This window comes from Xanthomonas dyei (genome assembly GCF_002939865.1).
In the GTDB taxonomy this organism is placed as follows: domain Bacteria; phylum Pseudomonadota; class Gammaproteobacteria; order Xanthomonadales; family Xanthomonadaceae; genus Xanthomonas; species Xanthomonas dyei.
The window spans coordinates 65,530-86,553 of sequence record NZ_MDEE01000001.1 but is presented as its reverse complement, the minus strand read 5'-3'; the positions used below and the strand labels follow the sequence as shown (position 1 = coordinate 86,553).

At 65.7% G+C, this 21,024-nt stretch carries 16 protein-coding genes; 2 read left to right on the top strand and 14 right to left on the bottom strand.

Features of this window, described 5'->3' with window-relative positions; translation table 11 throughout:
• Positions 1 to 230 precede the first annotated feature (230 nt).
• Positions 231 to 1,139 (top strand): pyridoxal kinase, encoded by a 909-nt coding sequence (gene pdxY / locus XdyCFBP7245_RS00395; protein WP_104613901.1) that lies wholly within the window; start codon positions 231 to 233, stop codon positions 1,137 to 1,139.
• Entirely contained in the window at positions 1,136 to 2,266 is a 1,131-nt protein-coding gene (locus XdyCFBP7245_RS00390; RefSeq protein ID WP_104613900.1) for a prephenate dehydrogenase, read from the top strand. The genes pdxY and XdyCFBP7245_RS00390 overlap by 4 nt, the downstream gene beginning before the upstream one ends.
• Before the next feature lie 250 nt (positions 2,267 to 2,516).
• Here XdyCFBP7245_RS00390 and XdyCFBP7245_RS00385 read toward each other — a convergent pair whose 3' ends face one another.
• The 14 genes from XdyCFBP7245_RS00385 to XdyCFBP7245_RS00320 all read right to left on the bottom strand — a co-directional run bounded on the left by XdyCFBP7245_RS00385 (position 2,517) and on the right by XdyCFBP7245_RS00320 (position 20,857).
• Positions 2,517 to 2,711, bottom strand: a complete 195-nt coding sequence (locus XdyCFBP7245_RS00385) for a hypothetical protein (RefSeq protein ID WP_104613899.1) — start codon at positions 2,709 to 2,711, stop codon at positions 2,517 to 2,519.
• 401 nt (positions 2,712 to 3,112) lie between these two features.
• Positions 3,113 to 4,516: a TolC family protein gene (locus XdyCFBP7245_RS00380; RefSeq protein WP_104613898.1), complete on the bottom strand. Its 1,404-nt coding sequence runs from the start codon at positions 4,514 to 4,516 to the stop codon at positions 3,113 to 3,115.
• Positions 4,513 to 5,598, bottom strand: a complete 1,086-nt coding sequence (locus XdyCFBP7245_RS00375) for an HlyD family secretion protein (protein ID WP_104613897.1) — start codon at positions 5,596 to 5,598, stop codon at positions 4,513 to 4,515. Before XdyCFBP7245_RS00375 ends, XdyCFBP7245_RS00380 begins: the two co-directional genes overlap by 4 nt.
• Positions 5,582 to 7,270, bottom strand: coding sequence for an ATP-binding cassette domain-containing protein (locus XdyCFBP7245_RS00370; protein WP_104613896.1), 1,689 nt, complete (start codon positions 7,268 to 7,270; stop codon positions 5,582 to 5,584). The genes XdyCFBP7245_RS00375 and XdyCFBP7245_RS00370 overlap by 17 nt, the downstream gene beginning before the upstream one ends.
• Positions 7,271 to 7,358: 88 nt before the next feature.
• Positions 7,359 to 8,258, bottom strand: a complete 900-nt coding sequence (locus tag XdyCFBP7245_RS00365) for a hydrogen peroxide-inducible genes activator (protein ID WP_104613895.1) — start codon at positions 8,256 to 8,258, stop codon at positions 7,359 to 7,361.
• A gap of 90 nt (positions 8,259 to 8,348) precedes the next feature.
• Positions 8,349 to 10,118: an ABC transporter transmembrane domain-containing protein gene (locus XdyCFBP7245_RS00360; RefSeq protein ID WP_104613894.1), complete on the bottom strand. Its 1,770-nt coding sequence runs from the start codon at positions 10,116 to 10,118 to the stop codon at positions 8,349 to 8,351.
• The gene (locus XdyCFBP7245_RS00355; RefSeq protein ID WP_170068418.1) at positions 10,115 to 10,717 is read right to left on the bottom strand and encodes an IMPACT family protein; all 603 of its coding nucleotides are present in this window, start codon (positions 10,715 to 10,717) and stop codon (positions 10,115 to 10,117) included. Before XdyCFBP7245_RS00355 ends, XdyCFBP7245_RS00360 begins: the two co-directional genes overlap by 4 nt.
• 274 nt (positions 10,718 to 10,991) lie before the next feature.
• Complete coding sequence (locus tag XdyCFBP7245_RS00350; RefSeq protein ID WP_170068416.1) at positions 10,992 to 11,585, bottom strand: LOG family protein; 594 nt, start codon at positions 11,583 to 11,585, stop codon at positions 10,992 to 10,994.
• Positions 11,586 to 11,735: 150 nt separating this feature from the next.
• Positions 11,736 to 13,172 (bottom strand): dihydrolipoyl dehydrogenase, encoded by a 1,437-nt coding sequence (gene lpdA / locus XdyCFBP7245_RS00345; protein WP_104613892.1) that lies wholly within the window; start codon positions 13,170 to 13,172, stop codon positions 11,736 to 11,738.
• A 144-nt stretch (positions 13,173 to 13,316) separates the two neighbouring features.
• Positions 13,317 to 14,522 carry a dihydrolipoyllysine-residue succinyltransferase gene (sucB, locus tag XdyCFBP7245_RS00340; RefSeq protein WP_104613891.1) on the bottom strand — a complete coding sequence of 402 codons (1,206 nt, stop codon included), beginning with the start codon at positions 14,520 to 14,522 and terminating at the stop codon, positions 13,317 to 13,319.
• Between the two features lie 42 nt (positions 14,523 to 14,564).
• Positions 14,565 to 17,393 (bottom strand): 2-oxoglutarate dehydrogenase E1 component, encoded by a 2,829-nt coding sequence (locus XdyCFBP7245_RS00335; protein WP_104613890.1) that lies wholly within the window; start codon positions 17,391 to 17,393, stop codon positions 14,565 to 14,567.
• 180 nt (positions 17,394 to 17,573) lie between these two features.
• Complete coding sequence (locus XdyCFBP7245_RS00330; RefSeq protein WP_104613889.1) at positions 17,574 to 18,506, bottom strand: GNAT family N-acetyltransferase; 933 nt, start codon at positions 18,504 to 18,506, stop codon at positions 17,574 to 17,576.
• Positions 18,503 to 19,963 carry a ribosomal protein uL16 3-hydroxylase gene (locus XdyCFBP7245_RS00325; RefSeq protein WP_104613888.1) on the bottom strand — a complete coding sequence of 487 codons (1,461 nt, stop codon included), beginning with the start codon at positions 19,961 to 19,963 and terminating at the stop codon, positions 18,503 to 18,505. Before XdyCFBP7245_RS00325 ends, XdyCFBP7245_RS00330 begins: the two co-directional genes overlap by 4 nt.
• Before the next feature lie 393 nt (positions 19,964 to 20,356).
• Positions 20,357 to 20,857 (bottom strand): DUF3060 domain-containing protein, encoded by a 501-nt coding sequence (locus tag XdyCFBP7245_RS00320; RefSeq protein WP_104613887.1) that lies wholly within the window; start codon positions 20,855 to 20,857, stop codon positions 20,357 to 20,359.
• Positions 20,858 to 21,024 lie beyond the last annotated feature (167 nt).

Genomic DNA, 21,024 nt, shown 5'->3' with positions numbered 1-21,024 from the left:
AGCGCGGTCGCGCCTCGTCAGATCGCAACGTCTGCAAAACATGCAGAGACTGCGCAGCGCTGAAGCGTTCGGCTCCGACGTCTGCGTCACCAAACGGCGTGAATGTCAGCGCCCATCCAGCTCGCCTCCAGTCACAGCGCGTCGCACTGCACATCGCACGGTTCCAAACACGCCACGCGCTCACGTATTGCAGCAGATAATGGGGCTCTCCTCTCACGACGGCGCCTCCCATGAGCGATGCAACCGACAGTCATCTCGTCCACGGTCGCCGCCAGCGCCCGGATGGTCCTTCGCCGGTCGATGTGATCTCGGTGCAGTCGCAGCTGGTCTATGGCCATGCCGGCAACAGCGCTGCCGTACCGCCGCTGCGCGCGCTCGGATTACGTGTGGCCGAAGTGCCGACCACCTTGCTCAGTAACGCGCCGTTCTACGCAACCTTGCGCGGCCGTATCTTGCCGGCCGACTGGCTGGCCGATCTATTGCTCGGCGCCACCGAGCGCGGCCTGCCGCAGCGGGCGCGCATGCTGGTCTCCGGCTATTTCGGCAGCCTGGCCAATGGCGAAGCATTCGCCGATTGGCTGGAGCAGACGCTGCCGCAGGCGCCGCAGCTGCGCTATTGCCTGGATCCGGTGATCGGCGACACGCACACCGGCCCCTACGTCGAGCCGGGCCTGGAGCGGGTGTTCGCCGAACGCTTGCTACCGCATGCCTGGCTGGTCACGCCCAATGCGTTCGAGCTGGGACGCTTGACGGGTATGCCCAGCCTGGAACAGCACGATGCCATCGCTGCGGCACGCGTCCTGCTCGCACGCGGCCCGCAATGGGTGCTTGCGCACAGCGTTGCCGGCGCAGCGAGCGAATTGGTGACCTTGGCGGTCAGCACTGATGCGGTGTATCGCTGGGCCAGCCCGCATCTGCCGGTCGACGTGGCCGGCACCGGCGATGTGTTGATGGCGCTGTTGATCGGCTTTCTGCTGCGTGATGTGCCGTTCGAGCAGGCGGTGGGACACGCGCTCACCGGTGTGCACAGCGCGCTGGAGGCCACGCTGGCGGCAGGTTACGAAGAGTTCGATGTGCTGGCTGCCGCCCCGGCTGCGCTTGCGGCACCGCCGCGCTTTGCCGCTGAGCGCCTGGCATGAGTGCGCAGCCGGTCGTCGGCATCGTCGGCATTGCCGGCGCCTACGGGCGCTGGCTGGCGCAGTTTTTGCGCACCCGCATGCAGCTGAAGGTGATCGGCTTCGATCCTGCAGTCAGCGGCGACATCGACGAAGCCACCCTGGCGCAGCGTGCGGATGTGCTGATTTTCTCTGCGCCGATTCGCCACACTGCCGCATTGATCCAACGCTATGTGGAACTGGCCGGCGCACGCGCTGCATCGCAGCTGTGGATGGACGTCACCTCGATCAAGCAGGCGCCGGTCGCTGCGATGCTGGCGTCGCAGGCAGACGTGGTCGGCCTGCATCCGATGACCGCGCCGCCGAAATCGCCAACCTTGAAGGGGCGGGTGATGGTGGTCTGCGAAGCGCGCCTGCAGCATTGGTCGGCGTGGGTGCAGACCTTGTACGCGGCACTCCAGGCAGAGTGCGTTTACGCCACGCCCGAGCACCACGACCGGGTGATGGCCTTGGTGCAGGCGATGGTGCACGCCACTCACTTGGCGCAGGCCGGCACCTTGCGCGACTACGCGCCGCTGCTTGGCGAATTGCAGGCATTGATGCCGTATCGCTCCGCGTCGTTCGAACTCGACACTGCAGTGATCGCGCGCATCCTCTCGCTCAATCCATCGATTTATGAAGACATCCAGTTCGGTAACCCGTACGTCGGCGAAATGCTCGACCGCCTGCTGTCGCAGCTGCAGCACTTACGCGCGCTGGTGGCGCAAGGCGACGACGCGGCGCGCGCGCAGTTCCGCAGTCAGTTCCTGGACGCTAACGTCCATTCCCTGCAACACACCGCATTGGCCGCAGGCAACTACACCTACGAGCGCGTGGGCTACCTGTTGGCCGACCTCACCGAACCGCTGACCTTGAGCGTGTATCTGCCCGAAGACCAGCCCGGCTCGCTGCGCGCACTGTTGCATGTCTTCGAGTGGAAAGGGGTCAACCTGTCCTCGATCCATTCCTCGCGCACGCCGGTGGGCGAGCTGCATTTTCGGATCGGGTTCGAATCCGATAGTGATCGTGCAGCATTGGCGCGTGCGGCAAGTGAGATCGACCTTAGTGGGATCGAGCGGGTGCTGGAGCGGTCGGATCGCGTCGCAGACTGACTTGCCGGTTGACTTGTACGTTAGCCGGCAAAATGCTGTTGTTGATGTGTCCTGATCATCAATTGCGTAACGCTGCACGTCGCATTCGGCGCTGCAAGCGGCGCAAATTCAAAGCCTCTGTTCGGAAGAGAATCACAATTTCATCCACACGGGGTGTGGATGAAAGTTGCACAAGCATGTGGATAAGCTGGCGCAGCCCTTGCAGGGCAAGGGCTGTCGTCTGGCTGGTCAAAAAATGACCAGGCAGCGCTCACGGTGTGGAGAGTTGCAGCTCGCCGCCTTCGGTGATGAAGCGTTGCCCTTGCCGTTGCAAATGACGGCCGTCGGGGAGTTCGTAACGCGGCGCGGGATGTGCGCCCTGGCCAGGCGACTGCTCGTTGCGAAATTCGATGATGACGTACGGCTCGCCATCTGCGCCGATCGCGGGAAATTGCCGAAAAGACATATGCACCTCCGAAGGATTGCAAGGTTGCCATGCGGGCGATTGGCCCGTACCGCCAGCGGTTGGCCGGCACGCCGAGCATGCGCACGCAGATGTTATTCGGACGTCGTCGTACGATGAGGCGAACGACCTGCAGGTTAAGATCGCCATGCGGGGTCCGACGCTGGGTGTCTTGGACCGAACCCATTGCAGCGATTCGCAACGTCGCGGCTGCTTATAGCTCAGCAAGCAACGTAGCTTCGAAATCCGTAGCGCCGTATCCAGTCGAGATCGCTGCCAGTTCTGCGGATCGCCCTGCGATATCGCCGGCCACGCTGTATAAGCCCTTACAAGCACTGCCAGCGGCGCAATTGGTATGGCGCAGGACCAATGCGCGCAGGCGCGACCAGCGCAGACTCAACGCGTCAACGACCTAACTGCAACGCATCCCGGTCAGCGGTAGCCGCTGCCAACTCTGCGCGCGCCGAGGCAATCCGCGCCTGCGCATCGATCAAACGCACGCGTGCGTCGTTGGCGGTTTCCTCGCGCTGGTTGACCAGGAAGAAATCGCCCGAGCCCAGTTCGAAGCGTCGCCGTTCGGCGGCGGCCAGGCGGTCGGCGAGGCCGCGTTCTTCGTCGGCCATCTTGGCCAGTCGTTCGGCTGCGTTGAGCGAGATCACGATGGACTCCACTTCCACCGAGATCTGGTCGCGCAGGAAGCGGCTGCGCTGATCCAGCGCTTCGATCTCCGCGCGTGCTTCGGCAACGCGGCCTTTGGCGGAACGGTTTTCCAGCGGCACGCTGAAACGGAAGCCGATGATCGCATCGGTCGGCGAGCGATTGGGCCCGCCCACGCCGGGGTCGCCCAGGTCCTTGCTGACTTCGAAACTCACATCGAGCCGTGGCCTCAGATCGTTCTGCGCCAGCATCAGCCGGGCAGTGGCCTGGTCGATGCGGGTCAGCACGGCGCGGTAATCGGGCCGCTCCACCGGCGCGGTGATCTTGCTGGCACCGGCCAGGCCTTCCAGTGCGGAAGTATCCGGTGGCAGGCGCTCGCTGGAGACGATCAGCGGCATGCCGGCGGCGTCGCGCAGATACAGCGACAAGGCATTGGCGGCGTTGGCGAAGTCCTGCTCCGAGCGCACCACCAGCGCGCGCCGGCGCACCAGGTTCTGGTCGTTTTCGGTCAGCAGAATGGTCGGGCGCGCACCCAGCGTCACCTGTCGCGAAATCGCATTGCGGCGCTGCTCGGCCAACGCCAGCAGGTCGTTGTACGCACGCAGTTTGAGGCCGGCTGCCACCCAGCTCTGGTAGGCGTCCACGGCGCGCCGCTGCACGCCGATCGCCACCATCTCCGCTTCGTACTGGGCGACATTGATGTCGGCGCTGGCAACGCTGCGCTTGGTGCGACGCTCGTCGACCACGCGGTCGCGCAACAGCGCGTACAGCGCGCCGACCTTCACTTCGCCGCCGCGGTCGGTATACGACTTGTCTTCGTAGACCGGGAACGCACCGCGCGAGGACCGGTAGCCGCCGTAGTAATAACCGCCGTTGTTCTCGAACGGCCGCTTGACGCCGCTTTCGATGGTGCTGCCGTCGTAGTAGCCGGCCTCGCGCGAGCGGCCTTCGATATCGAACACGGTGTCGAACGCGCCGTCGGCCGAGATTCCCTTGCCTTCGGCCTGGCGGACTTTCGCCAACGCTTCGACGATCTGCGGCGCAGAGCGGGCCGAGGACTGCAGCACTTCGTCCAGGGTCAGCGGCGCGGCCTGTGCGAAGGCCGCACCGGGGCACAGTGCGATCAGCAGGACAAACAGACGCCGCATCATTTCTTGCCCGTCGTGTCGTCTTCGGACTTGTCGGCGGCAGGCTTGGCCTTGCCATCGTCCTGCGTGGTCGCGGCGGGGCGGCGGCCGAATTCCAACGGGAAGTTGTTGAGCTGGCGCCATAGTTCGTAGCCCACCCGCACCGTTTCGCCCAGTACCCAGCCGCGCACCTTGCCGCCCTGGCGGGCGAATTCCTGCGCCGGCCATGCGGGTTTGCCCGGTAGCGGCTCGACCAGGATGCGGAACAGCCCATCCGGTGCGGCATTGGGGTCGATCGCGCGCACACGACCATCGAACATGCCGTGCGCCACCGACGGCCAGCCGCTGAACTGGATCGCCGGCCAACCTTCGAATTCGAGCCGCACCGGGCGGCCGGGGCGAATCAACGGCACGTCGCGGCCATCGATATACAGCTCCACGGCACGCTCCACGCGCTCGGGCGCAATCACCGCCAATACCGTGCCGGGCGAGACCATGGCGCTGCCGCTGGCGGCGTTGAGCTGCTGTACGCGACCATCGCGCGGCGCGTGCACCAGCTGTGCGGACTGGCGGTTCAACTGGATGTCGATGCGGGTCAACTTGGCGCGCGATTCGGCCAGCTTGGCGTCGGCTTCGGCCACCTTGATCTGGGTCAGCTCGTAATCGCGGCGCCCGGCCAGCCCTTCGGCGAGCAATTGCCGGCTGCGTTCCACGTCGATGCTGGCGACCGCGCGCGATTGCTGGATGGCGGCGATTTCCGCCGCGACCTGCGCGCGCTCGCTGGCAAGCCGAGTCAGTAGATCCGGGTCCAGGTCGCCGACGCGTGCGATCGGGTCGCCCTTGGACACGTGCTGGCCATCGTGTACGTACCAGCGCTCGACGCGGCCGGGCACGAAGGCGGTGACCTGCTGCTGGCGGTCGCCCGGGTCCAGCGAGACCACCTGGCCCTTGCCGCTGGCGGTCTGCACCCACGGTGCGAACGCGAGGATGGAACCTGCGATGGCGACGCCGATCAACAGCATCCACGCCAGCGCCTTGGCGATGCTCGGTGGCCGCATCGAGGCCAGCGTGGGGAAGTGCGCGATCCGATCAGGGGCGTGCTGCATTGGTGGCCTCCTGGGTGGATGCGATGAGTTCGGCGCGCGTGGCGTAGCGCTGCTGGCGCGCGGGTTCCAGGCGGAACCAGCCATCCAGGGTGATGTCTTCCGGCCTGCCGGTGCACAGCAGCACGGTGGTGCCGGCCTCCTTCAGGCGTCCCAGCACACGGGTCAGGCGTTCTGCGGGGAGCAGGTCGTAGAGCTGCGACAACATCAGCACGCGTGGGCGCACCAGCAAGGCGTTTGCCAGCTTCAGCGCCATCACTTCGCCGATCCACAGCGGAAAGCCGGACGCGGCAAGGCGCGTGTCCAGGCCCTGCGGCAAGGCGGCGATGCGTGCGCGCAGCCCCACCGTGTCGATGGCTTCCAGCATCGCTTCGGAGCTCACGTCGGCCGAGGCCATGGCCAGATACTCGCGGATGGTGACTTCGACAATCGTCGGTCGATCGAGCACGGTGACTTCCGAGCGCAGCAGGTACATGTCGAAGGTGGCCAGGTCCGCACCGCCCACCATCACCAGGCCGCGATCCGGCACCACATGGCGCTTGAGCACCATCGCCAGCAGCCGCTCGGCGCCGCCATCGGCCAGCGTCACCAGATGCTCGCCGGCTTCCAGGGTGAAATCGAACCGCGCCCCCTCGATCACCACGCCGTCCAGCCGCACCGCGCTGTTGCCGGGGATCTTGCCGGCCGCCACGACGGCACGTTCCTGCGGAATGGCATACAGCAGCGACAATTCTTCGGCACTGGCCACCAGATCGTAGAACGTGTCCAGATACGCGCCGAGCTGCGCGATGCCATAGAACACCGCGCTCAGGATCAGCTCGGCCGCCACCAGCTGGCCAATCGACAGCTCGCCACGCAGGATCAAGCTGCCGCCCAGCGCCAGCAGCGCCGCGCTGGCAACGGCGTACAGCAGCAGGAACGCCACCGTCTGGGTGAAGCTATAGCGGAAATGGCGCCGATGCCGGTCGACATAGGCCGCAGTGACCGCCTCGGAGCGGTCCATCGCAAAGTTGAGATGGCGGCTGGATTTGTAGAAGCCATTGGAACCGCCGACGCTTTCCAGCCAATGCGCGGCATTGTGCTTGGCGTGGCTGAGGTCGACCGCAGTGCGAATCGAACCGCGCGACCAGATCATCCAGATGGCGAAGATGATCAGCAGCAGCAAGGCGTTGAACCCGAGGAAAAACGGGTGGTAGAAGCTGGTGACGATCAGGCCGACGGCCGACTGCAGCACGATGGTGAAGGCGCCGATCGCCAGGCTGGGCACCGCTTTTTGCACCACCACCAGATCGAAGTAGCGGTTGAACACATCGCCGCGGTTCTGGTCGGCGAAGAAGGGGTTCTGCGCATGCACCGCGCGCACCGTGATCTCGGCCACCACGCGCGCGAACAGGCGGCGTTCGAACAGCGCCATCATCCACACCCGCATCGCGCTCAGGCACGCCACCAGCAGCAGCAGCCCCAGCAACAGGCCCGACAACGTCCACAGTGGCGTGGACAGTGCGGTATTGGCGACGCTGTTGATCAGCAACTGCACCGAGATGGGCGTGGCCAGCGACAGCAGGCTGATCGCCACGCCGTACACCAGGGCAAGACGCACGTACGGCATGTCAGGCCCGACGATTTCCGCCAGCCAGCCCGCCGCTTCCCGCCATCCGATCCGCTGTGACGCCATTGAACTTCCATTGATGAGTTCAGTGAAGCATTGACGAGTTACCGCTATAGGACAAGGCCGGAGCGCTTATCCGTTGTATAGGATTTTCCTATGCGGCTGCAGCGCGCAGCAAATCGGCGATCAAACCGAACGCTGGCGCACGTCCTGCGCCTTGCCGCCACAGCAGCCCAATCTCGCGGTAATAGCGGCCGCCCTTGATCGGGCGCACCACCACATCGTCGCCTTCGCGGATTTCCTGGCGCACGTACAGGTCCGGCAACAGCGCCAACCCCATGCCCATGCCGGCCATCTGCCGGATCGCATCCAGACTCGTTCCTTCGTAATCGCGCAGTACATGGGCACCGACGTCCATCGCGATGGCGGCCACCTGTTCGGCCAATCGGTATTCCGGCATCAAGGTGAGCAGGTTGGTACCGCGCAGATCGGCAGGGGTGATGTAGCGTTTGCTGCGCAGCGGGTGATCGGCGGCCATGGTCACGTGCAAGGGCTCACGGAACAGTCGTTCGCTGTGCAGGCTGCGCCCGGCCACCGGCAGTTGCGCCAGGATCAGATCGTGCACGCCATTGGCCAGGTCGCTGGCCAGTACGGTGGGCAAACCCTCGCGCACGTGCACGCGCAGCGCCGGGTGCTCGCGGTGCAGCCGCGCAACCAGGCTGGGCATCAGGTAGGCGCCCAGCGTGGGCGAGACACCGAGCCGGATGGTGCCAATCAATGTATCGGCCGCGGTGGTGCGCAGGTCTTCCAGATCGGCCACGTCGAGCAGGATGCTGCGCGCGCGGTCGAGCAGATCGCGCCCGAGCGGGGTCAGGATGGCCGGCACGCCGCGCTCGAACAGCGGTGCGCCGATGATGGCCTCCAGTGCGCGGATCTGTTGCGACAGCGAGGGCTGCGACACGCCCATCTGTTCGGCGGCGCGAGTGAAGCTGCCGGTGTCGGCAAGTGCGACGAAGTAACTCAGTTGGCGAAGGGTGGTCTTGGGGCGGGGCATGGTCGCATCGGCACGTCGGGTCGCTCGGAGTCGCACTGCCGGCCAGGCCGGTGAGTGAGCGTGTGGCCCGCAGTGGGCCTCAACCGGCCGTCATTGATCGATGAATTGCAGCCGTGCCAGCTCGGCGTACAGGCCGCCTTCGGCGATCAACTGCGCATGCGTGCCCTGCGCCACGATGCGGCCGGCATCCATGACCACGATGCGGTCGGCCTTGAGTACGGTGGCCAGGCGGTGCGCGATGACCAGGGTGGTGCGGCCCTGCATCAGCCGGTCCAGCGCTTGCTGCACGGCGCGCTCGCTCTGTGCGTCCAGTGCGCTGGTGGCTTCGTCCAGTAGCAGGATGGGAGCGTCCTTGAGCAAGGCACGCGCGATCGCCACGCGTTGCTGCTGGCCACCGGACAGGCGCGTGCCGCGTTCGCCCAGCTCGCTGGCATAGCCCTGGGGCAGGGCGCGAATGAAGACATCGGCTTCTGCCGCCGCTGCCGCCGCTTCCACCTCGGCATCGCTGGCCTCCAGGCGGCCATAGCGGATGTTGTCGGCGGCACTGGCCGCGAACAGGGTCGGTTGCTGCGGGACCAGCGCGATGTGCTCGCGCAAGCGCACCGGGTCGGTCTGGCGCTGGTCCACCTCGTCGATGCGCACGCTGCCGCTGGCCGGGTCGTGGAAGCGCAGCAGCATCGCCAGCACCGTGCTCTTGCCCGCGCCGGACGGCCCGACCAGGGCAACGGTCTCGCCCGGGCTGACGTGCAAATCAAATTTGTCCAGTGCCGGTGCGTCGGGGCGCTGCGGATAATGAAACGCCACCTGGTCGAAATGGATCGCCCCGCGCAGCGGCTGCGGCAAGGGCGTTGGCGTGGCCGGCGCCAAAATGGCCGGCTCTTCGTCGAGCAGCTCGCCGACCCGGCCCATGCCGCCGGCGGCGCGCTGCAACTCGTTCCATACCTCGGCCAGCGCGCCGACCGAGCCGCCGCCGATCAAGGCATACAGCACGAACTGGCCCAGCGTGCCGGGTGTCATACGCCCGGACACCACGTCATGCGCGCCCAACCACAGCACGCCAACGATGGCACCGAAGATCAGCATGATGGCGATGGCGGTTACGCCGGCCTGGGTGCGGATGCGCAGCCGCGCGGTATCGATCGCCGCAAACAAGGCCTGGCTGAAACGCTGGCTTTCGTAACGCTCGCGCGCATGCGCCTGCACGGTGCGCACTGCGCCCAACGTTTCGGCCGCCAGCGTATTGGCATCGGCCACACGGTCCTGGCTGGCGCGCGAAATCTTTTGCAACCGGCGCGCGCCCAGCACGATCGGCAGCACCGCCAGCGGAATGCCGATCATCGTGAATCCAGCCAGGCGCGGGCTGGTGACGAACAACATCGCCATGCTGCCGATCACCGTCACCGAGCTACGCAACGCCACCGACATGGTGGTGCCGATCAGCCCCCGCAGCAGCTCGCTGTCGGCCGACAGTCGCGATACCAGCTCGCCGCTGCGGCTGCGATCATGAAAGCCGGCGTCCAGGCTGATCAGGTGCGCATACAGACGGCCGCGCAGGTCGGCGACGACTTTTTCGCCCAGCAACGCTACGAAGTAAAAGCGCGCTGCCGTGGCCAGGGCGAGCACCACCGCCACCGCAAACAACAGGGCGAAGGCGTGGTTGATCTGCGTGCCGCCGGAGAAGCCGTGATCGATCATGCGCTTGACCGCGGCGGGCAGGCTCAACGTGGCCGCCGCAGACACCGCGAGTGCGATCAGCCAGGCGGCGAACAGGCCGCGCTGACGTTGTACGAACGGCCACAAGGTGCGCAGGCTGCCAAGCTTCCGCAACGGGTTGGGCCTGGCGGCGGCTGGCTGATTCATGCGGCTTCCGGTGTTGAGAGATGGACACGATTGCGAGTGGCGTCGCACAGGCGGGTTTTCAAGCCAGCCAGCTGATCTGCAGGCAATTGCACGCGTAACGCTGCGCCTTGGGCGTCGAAGTGTTCATCCAGCTTGTCGACATGGAACGCGGCAAGCGCCGCGTGTACCAGCCCCAGATCGTCGAACTGGCATTGCAGGTCGAGCCGGGTCAGCGCGACCAGCGGCCGCCGCATGGCCAGGCGCAGACATTCGGCTGCGTTGCCGCCGTAAGCGCGCACCAGCCCACCGGCACCGAGCTTGATCCCGCCATACCAGCGCGTCACCACCACCACCACGCGATCGAAGCCTTGGCCATCGATGGCCGCCAGAATCGGCCGCCCCGCAGTGCCACTGGGTTCGCCATCGTCGCTGGAACGGTACTCTTGACCGAACCGGTAGGCCCAGCAGTTGTGTGTGGCATCGGGCACCGACACGCGCTGCACGATCTCCAGCGCCTGCGCGGAAGAGTCGAGTGCAGCAGCATGGGCCAGAAAGCGACTGTGCTTGATGTCCAGGCTGTGTTGCGCGTCAGCGGCGAGGGTATCGAGCATCGTCGCCATTCTATGCGAGGCGGCGATCTCGATTGCTGCAGTCAGCGTGACTGCCGTTGCAAGCTGGCAGGCCGGGGCGATTGCAGCGTGCTGCTGCCGTAGCGATGGGCAGTTGCGTGCGTGGGACGTTGGCGACCGACGTCGCGCCTGGGGGATGTTCGGGCGCACGGGTTTGCCTGGTATTAGCGTGAGCATGCGTTCGCTGGGGCGATGCGCGTTGATGCTGCGCGCGCCTGTAGAAAGCGACGCGCGTTGCGGCCGTGCGGGTCAGGGATGCCTTCGATCACACCAGCGTCGAGCGGCGCTTCTCGTCGATCCACTTGGATGCCTGGGCCGGGGTGTAGTACTGCATCCAATCCAGCATCTGCGCCATGTCGTCGCCGTACCACAGGTCGGCGCGCTGATCCGGATGCAGAAAACGTTCTTCCACCATGCGATCGATCATGCCGATCAGCGGCGCATAGAAGCCTGCGATATCGAGGAAGGCGCACGGCTTGTTGCCGATGCCGAGCTGGCGCCAGGTCAGCATCTCGAAGATCTCTTCCATGGTGCCGAAGCCGCCGGGCAGGGCGACGAAGGCATCGGACAGCTCGAACATGCGCATCTTGCGCTCATGCATCGAGCCGACGATTTCCAGTGTGGTCAGCCCGCGATGCGCCACTTCCCAATCGGCCAGCTGCTGCGGAATGACGCCGGTGACTTCGCCGCCAGCGGCCAGCACCGCGTTGGCCACCGTGCCCATCAAACCGACATTGCCGCCGCCATAGACCAGACGCAGACCCTGCTTGGCGATGCGATCGCCCAGCGCCATGGCGCGCTCGACATAGACGGGTTTGTTGCCGGCATTGGAGCCGCAATAGACGCAGATTGATTTCATCGGGGATTGGGGAGTCGGGAATAGGGAATGGGTCAAAGCAAATATAGAAGCCAGAACGCATGACGCCGGACCTAGGTCCGGCGTCAGCATGAGGAGTGAGGTGATGGGACCGCTTTTACGATTCCCGATTCCCAACTCCCGATTCCCGGCTTAATTGGCCTTATGGATGGCGCGCTTGCTCACCGCCATCGCGGCGTCGTGGATCGCTTCGGACAAGGTCGGATGCGCGTGGCAGATACGTGCCAGGTCATCGGCCGAGCCGTTGAATTCCATCATCAGCACGCCTTCGTGCACCAGCTCGGAGACGCCCACGCCCACCAGATGCATGCCCAGCACGCGATCGGTTTCGGCATCGGCGATCACCTTGACGAAGCCGGCCGGTTCGCCCATGGCCACCGCACGGCCGATCGCCGCGAACGGGAAGCTGCCGGCCTTGTACGCCACGCCCTCGGCCTTGAGCTGCTGCTCGGTCTTGCCGACCCAGGCAATCTCCGGCTCGGTGTAGATGACCCACGGGATGGTGTCGAAGTTGACGTGACCCGGCAGGCCGGCGATCAACTCGGCCACTGCGATGCCTTCCTCGAAGCCCTTGTGCGCCAGCATCGGCCCGCGCACGCAGTCGCCGATGGCCCACACGCCGTCGACGCCGGTATGGCAGTGGCCATCGACCTCGATCTGGCCGCGGTCGGTCACCTTGACGCCGGTGCCCTCGGCCAGCAGGTTCTTGGTCGCGGCCTTGCGGCCCACGGCCACCAGCAGCTTGTCCACGGTCAGGGTCTGCTCGCCAGCGCCGTCGGTGTAGCTCAGCACCACCTGCTTGGCATCGCCGCTGCCGGTGATCTCGGTCTTACTGACCTTGGCGCCCAGCTTGATGTCCAGGCCTTGCTTCTTGAATTCCTTCAGCGCGGTCTTGGCCACTTCGGCATCGGCCAGCGCCAGAAAGTCCGGCAGCGCTTCGAGGATGGTGACTTCGGCGCCCAGGCGCTTCCACACGCTGCCCAGTTCCAGGCCGATCACGCCGGCACCGATCACTGCCATGCGCTTGGGCACGGCGGTGAAGTCCAGGCCGCCGACGTTGTCGACGATGGTGTCGCCGTCGAACTTGGCAAACGGCAGTTCGATCGATTCCGAACCGGCCGCCAGGATCACGTTGATGCCCTTGAGCTCGATCTCGCCGCCTTCGTGCTGGGCGACCTTGACGATATTGCCCGGCAGCAACTGGCCGAAGCCGTAGTACGGGGTGATCTTGTTGGCCTTGAACAGCATCGCGATGCCGCCGGTGAACTGCTTCACGATCTTGTCCTTGCGGGCGATCATGGTGGGCACGTCCATCTTGGCGTCGTTGAAGCTGATGCCGTGGTCGCCGAACAGGTGACCCATGTTCCAGAACTGGCGCGAGGAATCCAGCAGCGCCTTGGACGGAATGCAGCCCACTCGCAGGCAGGTGCCGCCCAGTGCGGGCTTGCCGTCCTTGCCGATTGCCGCGTCGATGCAGGCGACCTTCATGCCCAGCTGGGCCGCGCGAATCGCCGCGTGATAGCCGGCCGGGCCGGCACCGATGACGACGACGTCGTAGTTTTCAGCCATTTTAGCAATTCCTTGATTCGTTCTCCTTCTCCCGGAGGCGGGAGAAGGTGGCGCGAAGCGCCGGATGAGGGAGGGCAGCAGCGGCCGACGATGGCGCGGCCCTCACCCCAACCCTCTCCCGCAGACGGGAGAGGGAGCGATGGCTTACAGACCGAACAGCATCCGGCCCGGGTTTTCCAGCTGATTCTTGATGTCGACCAGGAACTGCACCGAATCCTTGCCGTCGATGATGCGGTGGTCGTAGGACAGTGCCAGGTACATCATCGGGGCGATCACGACCTGGCCGTTCTCGGCGATCGGACGTTCCTTGATCGCGTGCATGCCCAGGATGGCGCTCTGCGGCGGGTTGATGATCGGAGTGGACAGCAGCGAGCCGAAGGTGCCGCCGTTGGTGATGGTGAACGTGCCGCCCTGCAGATCGTCCAGGCCCAGCTTGCCGGCGCGCGCCTTGGCGGCGTAATCGGCAATACCCTGTTCGACCTCGGCGAACGACTGGCGCTCGACGTTACGCAGCACCGGCGTGACCAGGCCCTTCTCGGTGGAGACGGCGATCGAGATATCGCTGTAGCCGTGATAGATGATGTCGTCGCCGTCGATCGAGGCGTTGACCAGCGGGAAGCGCTGCAGCGCGTTGGCGGCGGCCTTGACGAAGAAGCTCATGAAGCCGAGCTTGATGCCGTGCGCCTTCTGGAACTCGTCCTGCAGTTCCTTGCGCGCGGCCGACACCTTGGCCAGGTTCACTTCGTTGAAGGTGGTCAGCATCGCGGTGGAGTTCTTGGACTCCATCAGGCGCTTGGCGATGGTCTTGCGCACGCGCGTCATCGCCACGCGCTCTTCCGGACGGGCGCCAGAGGCCTTGCCCACGCCACCGGCCTTGGCGAAGTTGACGATGTCTTCCTTGGTCACCGCGCCACGACGGCCGGTGCCTTCGACCTGCGACGGATCCACGCCCTGGGTGATCGCGGAGAAACGCGCACCCGGCGGCAGCGCATCGGCCGCCGACTTCGACGGGCTGGGCGCAGCGGCAGCAGCCGGTGCCGCAGCCGGAGCGGGTGCAGCGGCGGCCGGTGCATCGGCCTTCTTCTCTTCGGCCGGAGCCGCGGCGGCAACGGCGCCTTCTTCGATGATCGCCAGGATCTGGTTGCTGGTGACGGTGCTGCCGGCTTCGAACTTGATTTCCTTCAACACGCCGTCGACCGGCGAAGGAACTTCCAACACGACCTTGTCGGTTTCCAGGTCGACCAGATTCTCGTCGCGCTTGACCGCTTCACCGGCCTTCTTGTGCCAGCTGGCGATGGTGGCGTCGGAAACGGATTCGGGCAGTACCGGAACTTTGACTTCGGTGGCCATTCGGGGAGCGTCCTAGGGTTTTCGTTCTTTGGGGAAGAGGAGTTATTCAGCGACTTGGTCGTTGAACGGATTGAGTAGCGCATCGGCAACCAGCTTCTGCTGTTCGACGATGTGGTCGGCCATGTGGCCGGCGGCAGGCGAGGGCGAACGGGCGCGGCCGGCGTAATGCAGGCTCTGACCGCCGGCCAGGCAGAAGTTGAGGTGATGGCGGATCTGGTACCACGCACCCTGGTTCTGCGGCTCTTCCTGGCACCACACCACGTCGGTGGCGTTGGCATAGGCCTTGAGCTCGGTGGCCAGCTGCGCACGCGGGAACGGATACAGCTGCTCCACGCGCAGGATGGCCACATCGTCCTGACCGCGCTTGGTCTGGTCTTCGAGCAGGTCGTAATAGACCTTGCCCGAACACAGGACTACGCGCTTGACCTTGGCGGCATCGGCCTTGGCATCGGGAATCAGGTGCTGGAACTGCCCATCGGCCAGTTCTTCCAGGCTCGACACCGCCAGCTTGTGACGCAGCAGCGACTTGGGCGTCATCACCACCAGCGGCTTGCGGGTGGTCATGCGCATCTGGCGACGGATCATGTGGAAGCATTGCGCCGGCGTGGTCGGCACGCACACCAGCATGTTCTCCAGCGCGCACAGTTGCAGGAAGCGCTCCAGACGCGCGGAGCTGTGCTCCGGGCCCTGCCCTTCATAACCATGCGGCAGGAACAGCGACAGGCCGGCGATACGGCCCCACTTGGCTTCACCGGCGGCGATGAACTGGTCGATCACCACCTGCGCGCCATTGGCGAAGTCGCCGAACTGCGCTTCCCACACGCACAGCGCGTTCGGGTCGGTGGTGGAGTAGCCGTATTCGAAGCCCATCACCGCTTCTTCGCTGAGCAGCGAATCGATGATGGTGGCGTCTTCCGGGTTCTCGACCAGCTGACGCAGCGGCAGGTAGTAGTTGTCGTTCTTCTGGTCATGCAGGATCGCGTGACGGTGAAAGAACGTGCCGCGACCGGCGTCCTGACCGACCAGACGCAGCTTGTGGCCTTCGGCCAGCAGCGTGGCGTACGCCAGGTTTTCGGCAAAGCCCCAGTCGGCCAGCTGATCGCCAGCGGCCATCTTGACGCGGTCGTCGTAGATCTTGGCGACGCGGGCATGCAGCTCTACGCCCTCTGGAATGGTGGTGATCAGCTTGGCCAGACGGTCCAGCTGGTCGCGCTTGACGCGCGTGTCCACCGGATCGGCGGCGGTGCCGACCAGATACTTGGACCAATCGATCGCGAATTCGTCCGGCTTGCGCGTGGCCAGTTCGGTGGTGTATTCGCCCGAATCCAGCTTGTTGCGATAGCCGTCCACCAGAGCCTTGGCTTCGTCGGCGCTCAGCACGCCGTCGCTTTCTAGCTTGGCGGCGTAGAGCTCGCGGGTCGTCTTGTGCTTGCGGATGGTCTGGTACATCACCGGCTGGGTCGCTGCCGGTTCGTCGGCTTCGTTATGGCCCCAACGGCGGTAGCAGACCAGGTCGATGACCACGTCCTTCTTGAACTGCTGGCGAAATTCGTAAGCCAGCTTGGACACGAAGATCACCGCATCCGGGTCGTCGCCATTCACGTGGAAGACCGGCGCGCCGATCATCTTGGCCACGTCGGTGCAGTACAGCGTGGAGCGGGCGTCGTCGCGGGTACTGGTAGTGAAGCCGATCTGGTTGTTGATGACGATGTGCACCGTGCCGCCGACCGCGAAACCGCGCGCCTGCGACATCTGGAACAGCTCCATCACCACGCCCTGTCCGGCGAATGCGGCATCGCCGTGGATCAGGATCGGCAACACGGTCTTGCGTTCGGCATCGCCGAAGCGTTCCTGGCGCGAGCGCACGCTGCCGACCACGACCGGGTCGACGATTTCCAGGTGCGAGGGGTTGAACGCCAGCGCCAGATGCACCTGGTTGCTGTCGCCCACCGCGATATCGGCCGAGAAGCCCATGTGGTACTTGACGTCGCCGGTGTGCGCGCGGTCGTCGTGGGCGTGCTCGAACTTGCCTTCGAATTCGTCGAACAGCTTGCGCGGGTTCTTGCCCAGCGTGTTGACCAACACGTTGAGGCGGCCGCGGTGGGCCATGCCGATCACGATGTCCTTGACCTGGTCCTTGCCGGACTGGTGGATGATCGCGTCCATCATCGGAATCAGCGCATCGCCGCCTTCCAGCGAGAAGCGCTTCTGGCCGACGTACTTGGTGTGCAGGTAGCGCTCCAGGCCTTCGGCGGCGGTGAGCCGTTCCAGCGTGCGCTTGCGGCTTGCCGCATCGCCTGCGATCTTGCCGCCGGCATCTTCCAGGCGCTTGTAGATCCACTGGCGCTGGTCGAATTCTTGGATGTGCATGAATTCTGCGCCGATGCTGCTGGCGTAGGTCGCCTTCAGGCGGGCCAGCAGATCCTTCAGCTTCATCCGCGGCTGGCCACCGACACCGCCGGTGCTGAACTCGCTGTCCATGTCAGCCTGCGACAGGCTGTGGAACGGCAGGTCCAGATCGGGTGGGTTGACCGGCGGAGTGAGCCCCAGCGGGTCGAGCTGCGCGCCAAGGTGGCCGCGTGCACGGTAGGCGGTGATCAGACGGCCGACATTGCGCTCGCGCTCGTCGCTGGCGCCCGCGCCGGTACTGGCATTGGCGGCCTGTTTGGACGCGCTGAGAATGTGGGCAATGGCTGCCGAGTGCGGCACATCACCGGCATCGCGACCTTGGAAGCCGTCGAAATACGTCTTCCACTTCGGATCGACACTGTCCGGGGCGACGAGGTACTGCTCGTACAGATCCTCGATATAGGCGGCGTTGCCGCCGGCGAGCTGCGATGACTGCGCGAACTGCTTTAGGAGATTATCCACGATGGTAAGTCGGGTCTGCTGTGGGGATGATTGTGCGGAAGCGGCAGGGCGAGTTGCCCTATCGGTCGGTCTCAAATCTCGAAAAATTATACCCCCTTGCGCTTGTGAGGGGGCGTCTGCGAGCTGACCGGCCGGGTAGACCAATTGGTCGGGCGCCTACGCGCAAGAGGCGCTGCGGCGTCAGATGCCGAGCGCGCGCGGTTCGTTCCAGAGCGTGCTGCGCTCCCATATCTGCGCGAATTCGCGCTCCAGCTGGCGGCTGCGGGCCGCACCGGACAACCAGGTTTCGCCATCGTCGTAGCGATGACCTGTTGGACGAAAGTAGTAGGCGTCGTCGCCGACGACGTAAGCCGCCGCATAGCTGGTATCGACCGGATCGCTGACCGCGCGGAACCGGAACACACTCGGCAACCGCTGGGCCAGGCGCAACATCGCGCTGCTGCTGGCGGCGGCGCTGGCGGTGTCCTGCACCAGCACCTGCACGCGCTTGTCGTGGCGGGCGGTGGCGAAGCGGCGCAACGCATCGAGCACCGCGGGGTTGTCGAACAACGGTGGGTCCAGTGCGCGGGTGTAGATCAGCACCTGCCGCCGTGCGCTGCACAGCAGGCCGGTGGTGGCAGCCAGGGCCGCGGCGAGATAGTCCACCGCCATCGGGCCGTCGAGCCGGCGATGCACGGGCTTGGCGGGCGCAGCGCCACTATCGGCAGTACGCGCGTGCGAAGAATGCGAGGGCAGTTCGGGTAAAAAACCGAGGCGTGCGAACACGGCCTCGGCGTTTGCGGTGACGCGGGCGTGCAGGCTGGGCCAGCCACGCTCGGCTGCGGCATCCACCGCTGCGGCGAGCAGCTGGTCCGACAGGCCGCGCCGCCGCCAGTCCGGCAGCAGGCCGAGCCGGTCGATACGGCGATCCGGCGTCAACCGCACCGAGGCGACCAGCTGGCCGTCGTCGGTGCGTGCGGCCAAGTGCAGGCTGAGCGGGTCCAACGCATCCCACTCGGCATCGTGGGCAATGCCCGCGATGGCGGTTGTGCAGGCCTGCCGCAACGCGCGCAGGGCCGCGGCATCGGCTGCCGGGTCCAGCGCGACGATTTGCGGCCTGCCGTGCGGACTCATGCGCGCTCCGGGGTCTCGTCGTGGTTGCCATCATCGGCGATCTCCGAAGCCTCTCTGTCGCCATCCTCGTCCTGCGCGGTGTCGGCGATGTCAGCCGGGCTATCTGCGTCGTCCGCCACCGCTTCGACATCGGCGTCGGGATCGATGGCGTCGTCTGCGTCCGCGCTGTCGGCGTCGTCCTGATCGTCTTGTTGGTCGGCCGACACGGTGAGCACATGCGCTTGGTCGTCGTCGATATCTTCGTGCGCGTCGTCATGGGCGCGCTGGTAATGGCCCTGCGCCAACAGCTCCAACACCACCTCGCGGCCGCGTGCGCTCAGCTGCGCGTAAAGCCCGCCATCGATTTCTTCGGCCGCCGCCAGACGCGCCGCATCCTTGGCCGACAGCGCAAATTCCAGGCCGCTGCAAAACAGCGTGGCGCCGCGCTTGGCACGCCGCCAGGCCAGCCGCGACCAGGGGTGGCGATACAGCACCACGCCTTCTTCCAGCGCCTGTTCGACCGCTTCGCGCGGGATCGGCTCGGGCGCCGGCACCACGTCGCCGGAGGCGCGATAGGTGGTCATGAAACGGCCGAACCAGTCGCCCAGGCGATCCGGGTCGTTCATGCGCAGCGCGTTGAGCGCTTCGACCACGCGGTTCATCGCGGTGACGTCGATCTCGTACGGGTCGGCCGGCACCTTGAGGTCTTCGTCGTGATAGCGCACCGACTCGTCGGCATCGGCGATCAGGGTGTCCAGGTAGTCGCCGATCAGCTCGGCCGAGGACGGTGCGCGGGTGCCGATCGAGAAGGTCAGGCAGGCGTCTTCGGCCACGCCGTGATGCGGCACCAGCGGCGGCAGATACAGCATGTCGCCCGGACCCAGCACCCAGTCGTGGGTCGGCTTGAACTCGCGCAGCAGCTTGATGTCCACGTCGTCGCGGAACGCCAGCGGCGTGGGCTTGCGGCCTTGCGAGGTGCGTGCGTCGATCTGCCAGCGGCGGTGGCCCTGGCCCTGCAGCAGGAACACGTCGTAATGGTCGACATGCGCGCCGACCGAGCCGCCGGTGGCGGCAAAGCTGATCATGATGTCGTCGATGCGCCAGCGCGGCAGGAAGCGGAACTGCTCCAGCAGTGCGCGCACGTCGGCGTCCCACTTGTCCACGTCCTGCACCAGCAGCGTCCAATCGTGATCGGGCAGACCGGGGAAGTCGGTTTCCTGGAACGGGCCGGTACGCACGCTCCAGCCGTCGGTGGCGCGGTCGTGGCTGATCAGGCGCGCCAGCACGCCGTCTTCGCAGGCCAGGCCGGCCAGATCTTCCGGCTGCAGTGGCGAGGCGAAGTCTGCGAAGGCATTGCGGATCAGCAGCGGGTGCTTGTGCCAGTAGGTGCGCAGAAAGCGCTCCACCGGCATGCCTAGCGGCTGGCCGGGGCGGGCCTGGACTTCGATGACGGGAGGGTTTGCCTTGCGTGCAGCCATGGGGAGTCCTTGCAGGTGTCGATGGAATAGTGGTGCGCGGGCAGGGCCGGCGCAGATACCTCATTGTCCGATGCCTGCGCCGGATCTGCACCTGCGCGCGGGGCCGGCAACAGGCAATGCTTCAGGGACGTGGTGGTTCGGGCCTGCGCGGTTCCGGCGACTGCGCTTGGCAGGCGGTCACGTCGGTAGGTGCTGCAACGCTGTGCGGGCGGCAACAGCGTACTTGCCGTGAAGACTGATGCGGTGCGTGGACGGCTTCGCGGCCTGCGTTGGCTTGCGAAAAAGATGCGCGCTCTGCACGCGTGGCGCACCAAGGGCGCGTCATTCACCATTTAATTGCCTTATTGCCGTGCTGGGCGAAGGCGGCGCCACCGCGCCGTCGCGGCCACCGAGTTACATCACCTTGTTGTCGCTCCCGCGGTCGTCCAGTGTGGGCTTGCTGGATGGGTTGACCGTGTTGTCGTTGCCGGAAAAACGGACCTGCTTGACCTCGCGGGCCAGCACCAGATTCTTGTTGCCCTGGATGTCCACGCTGTCGACAGTGCTCAGATTGAGCGTGTTGTCGTGGCCGGTGACGCTGAGCTGGCCGAGCTGTTTGTTGAGCACGGTGAAGTTGCTGCCTTCCATGCGGATGCTGCGCGCGTTGTCCAGATTCATCGCGCCGCGTGAGGCGGTGATGGTCCCCGTGCCGCAGTTGCCATGCAGGATCCACTCGCTGTCGTCGCGGGTCAGGCGCACATCCTTGCCGTCGCAATCGGCGCCGCTGGTCGGGTCGGTCACTGTGGACGAGACGGCCGATAGCGCCTGGGCCGCAGGGCCGTCGGCGCCGCAGCCGCTCAATGCGGCGATGCTGTACAGGGCAAACAGCGACGCGATACTACGCACTGCACGCATGGGTGATCCCTCGCTTGGATGAGGCCGGCACCATAGCAGCCGCATCGGGGAGCGCCGTTGACGCCGGCTCGATGCTTGGGCGTTGCCGACATACCCGGCGAAGCAGCCGTTCCGTCACGTCGCTAGAAATGCCAGCACCTACCGCACCCTCCAGGACCTACCGCACC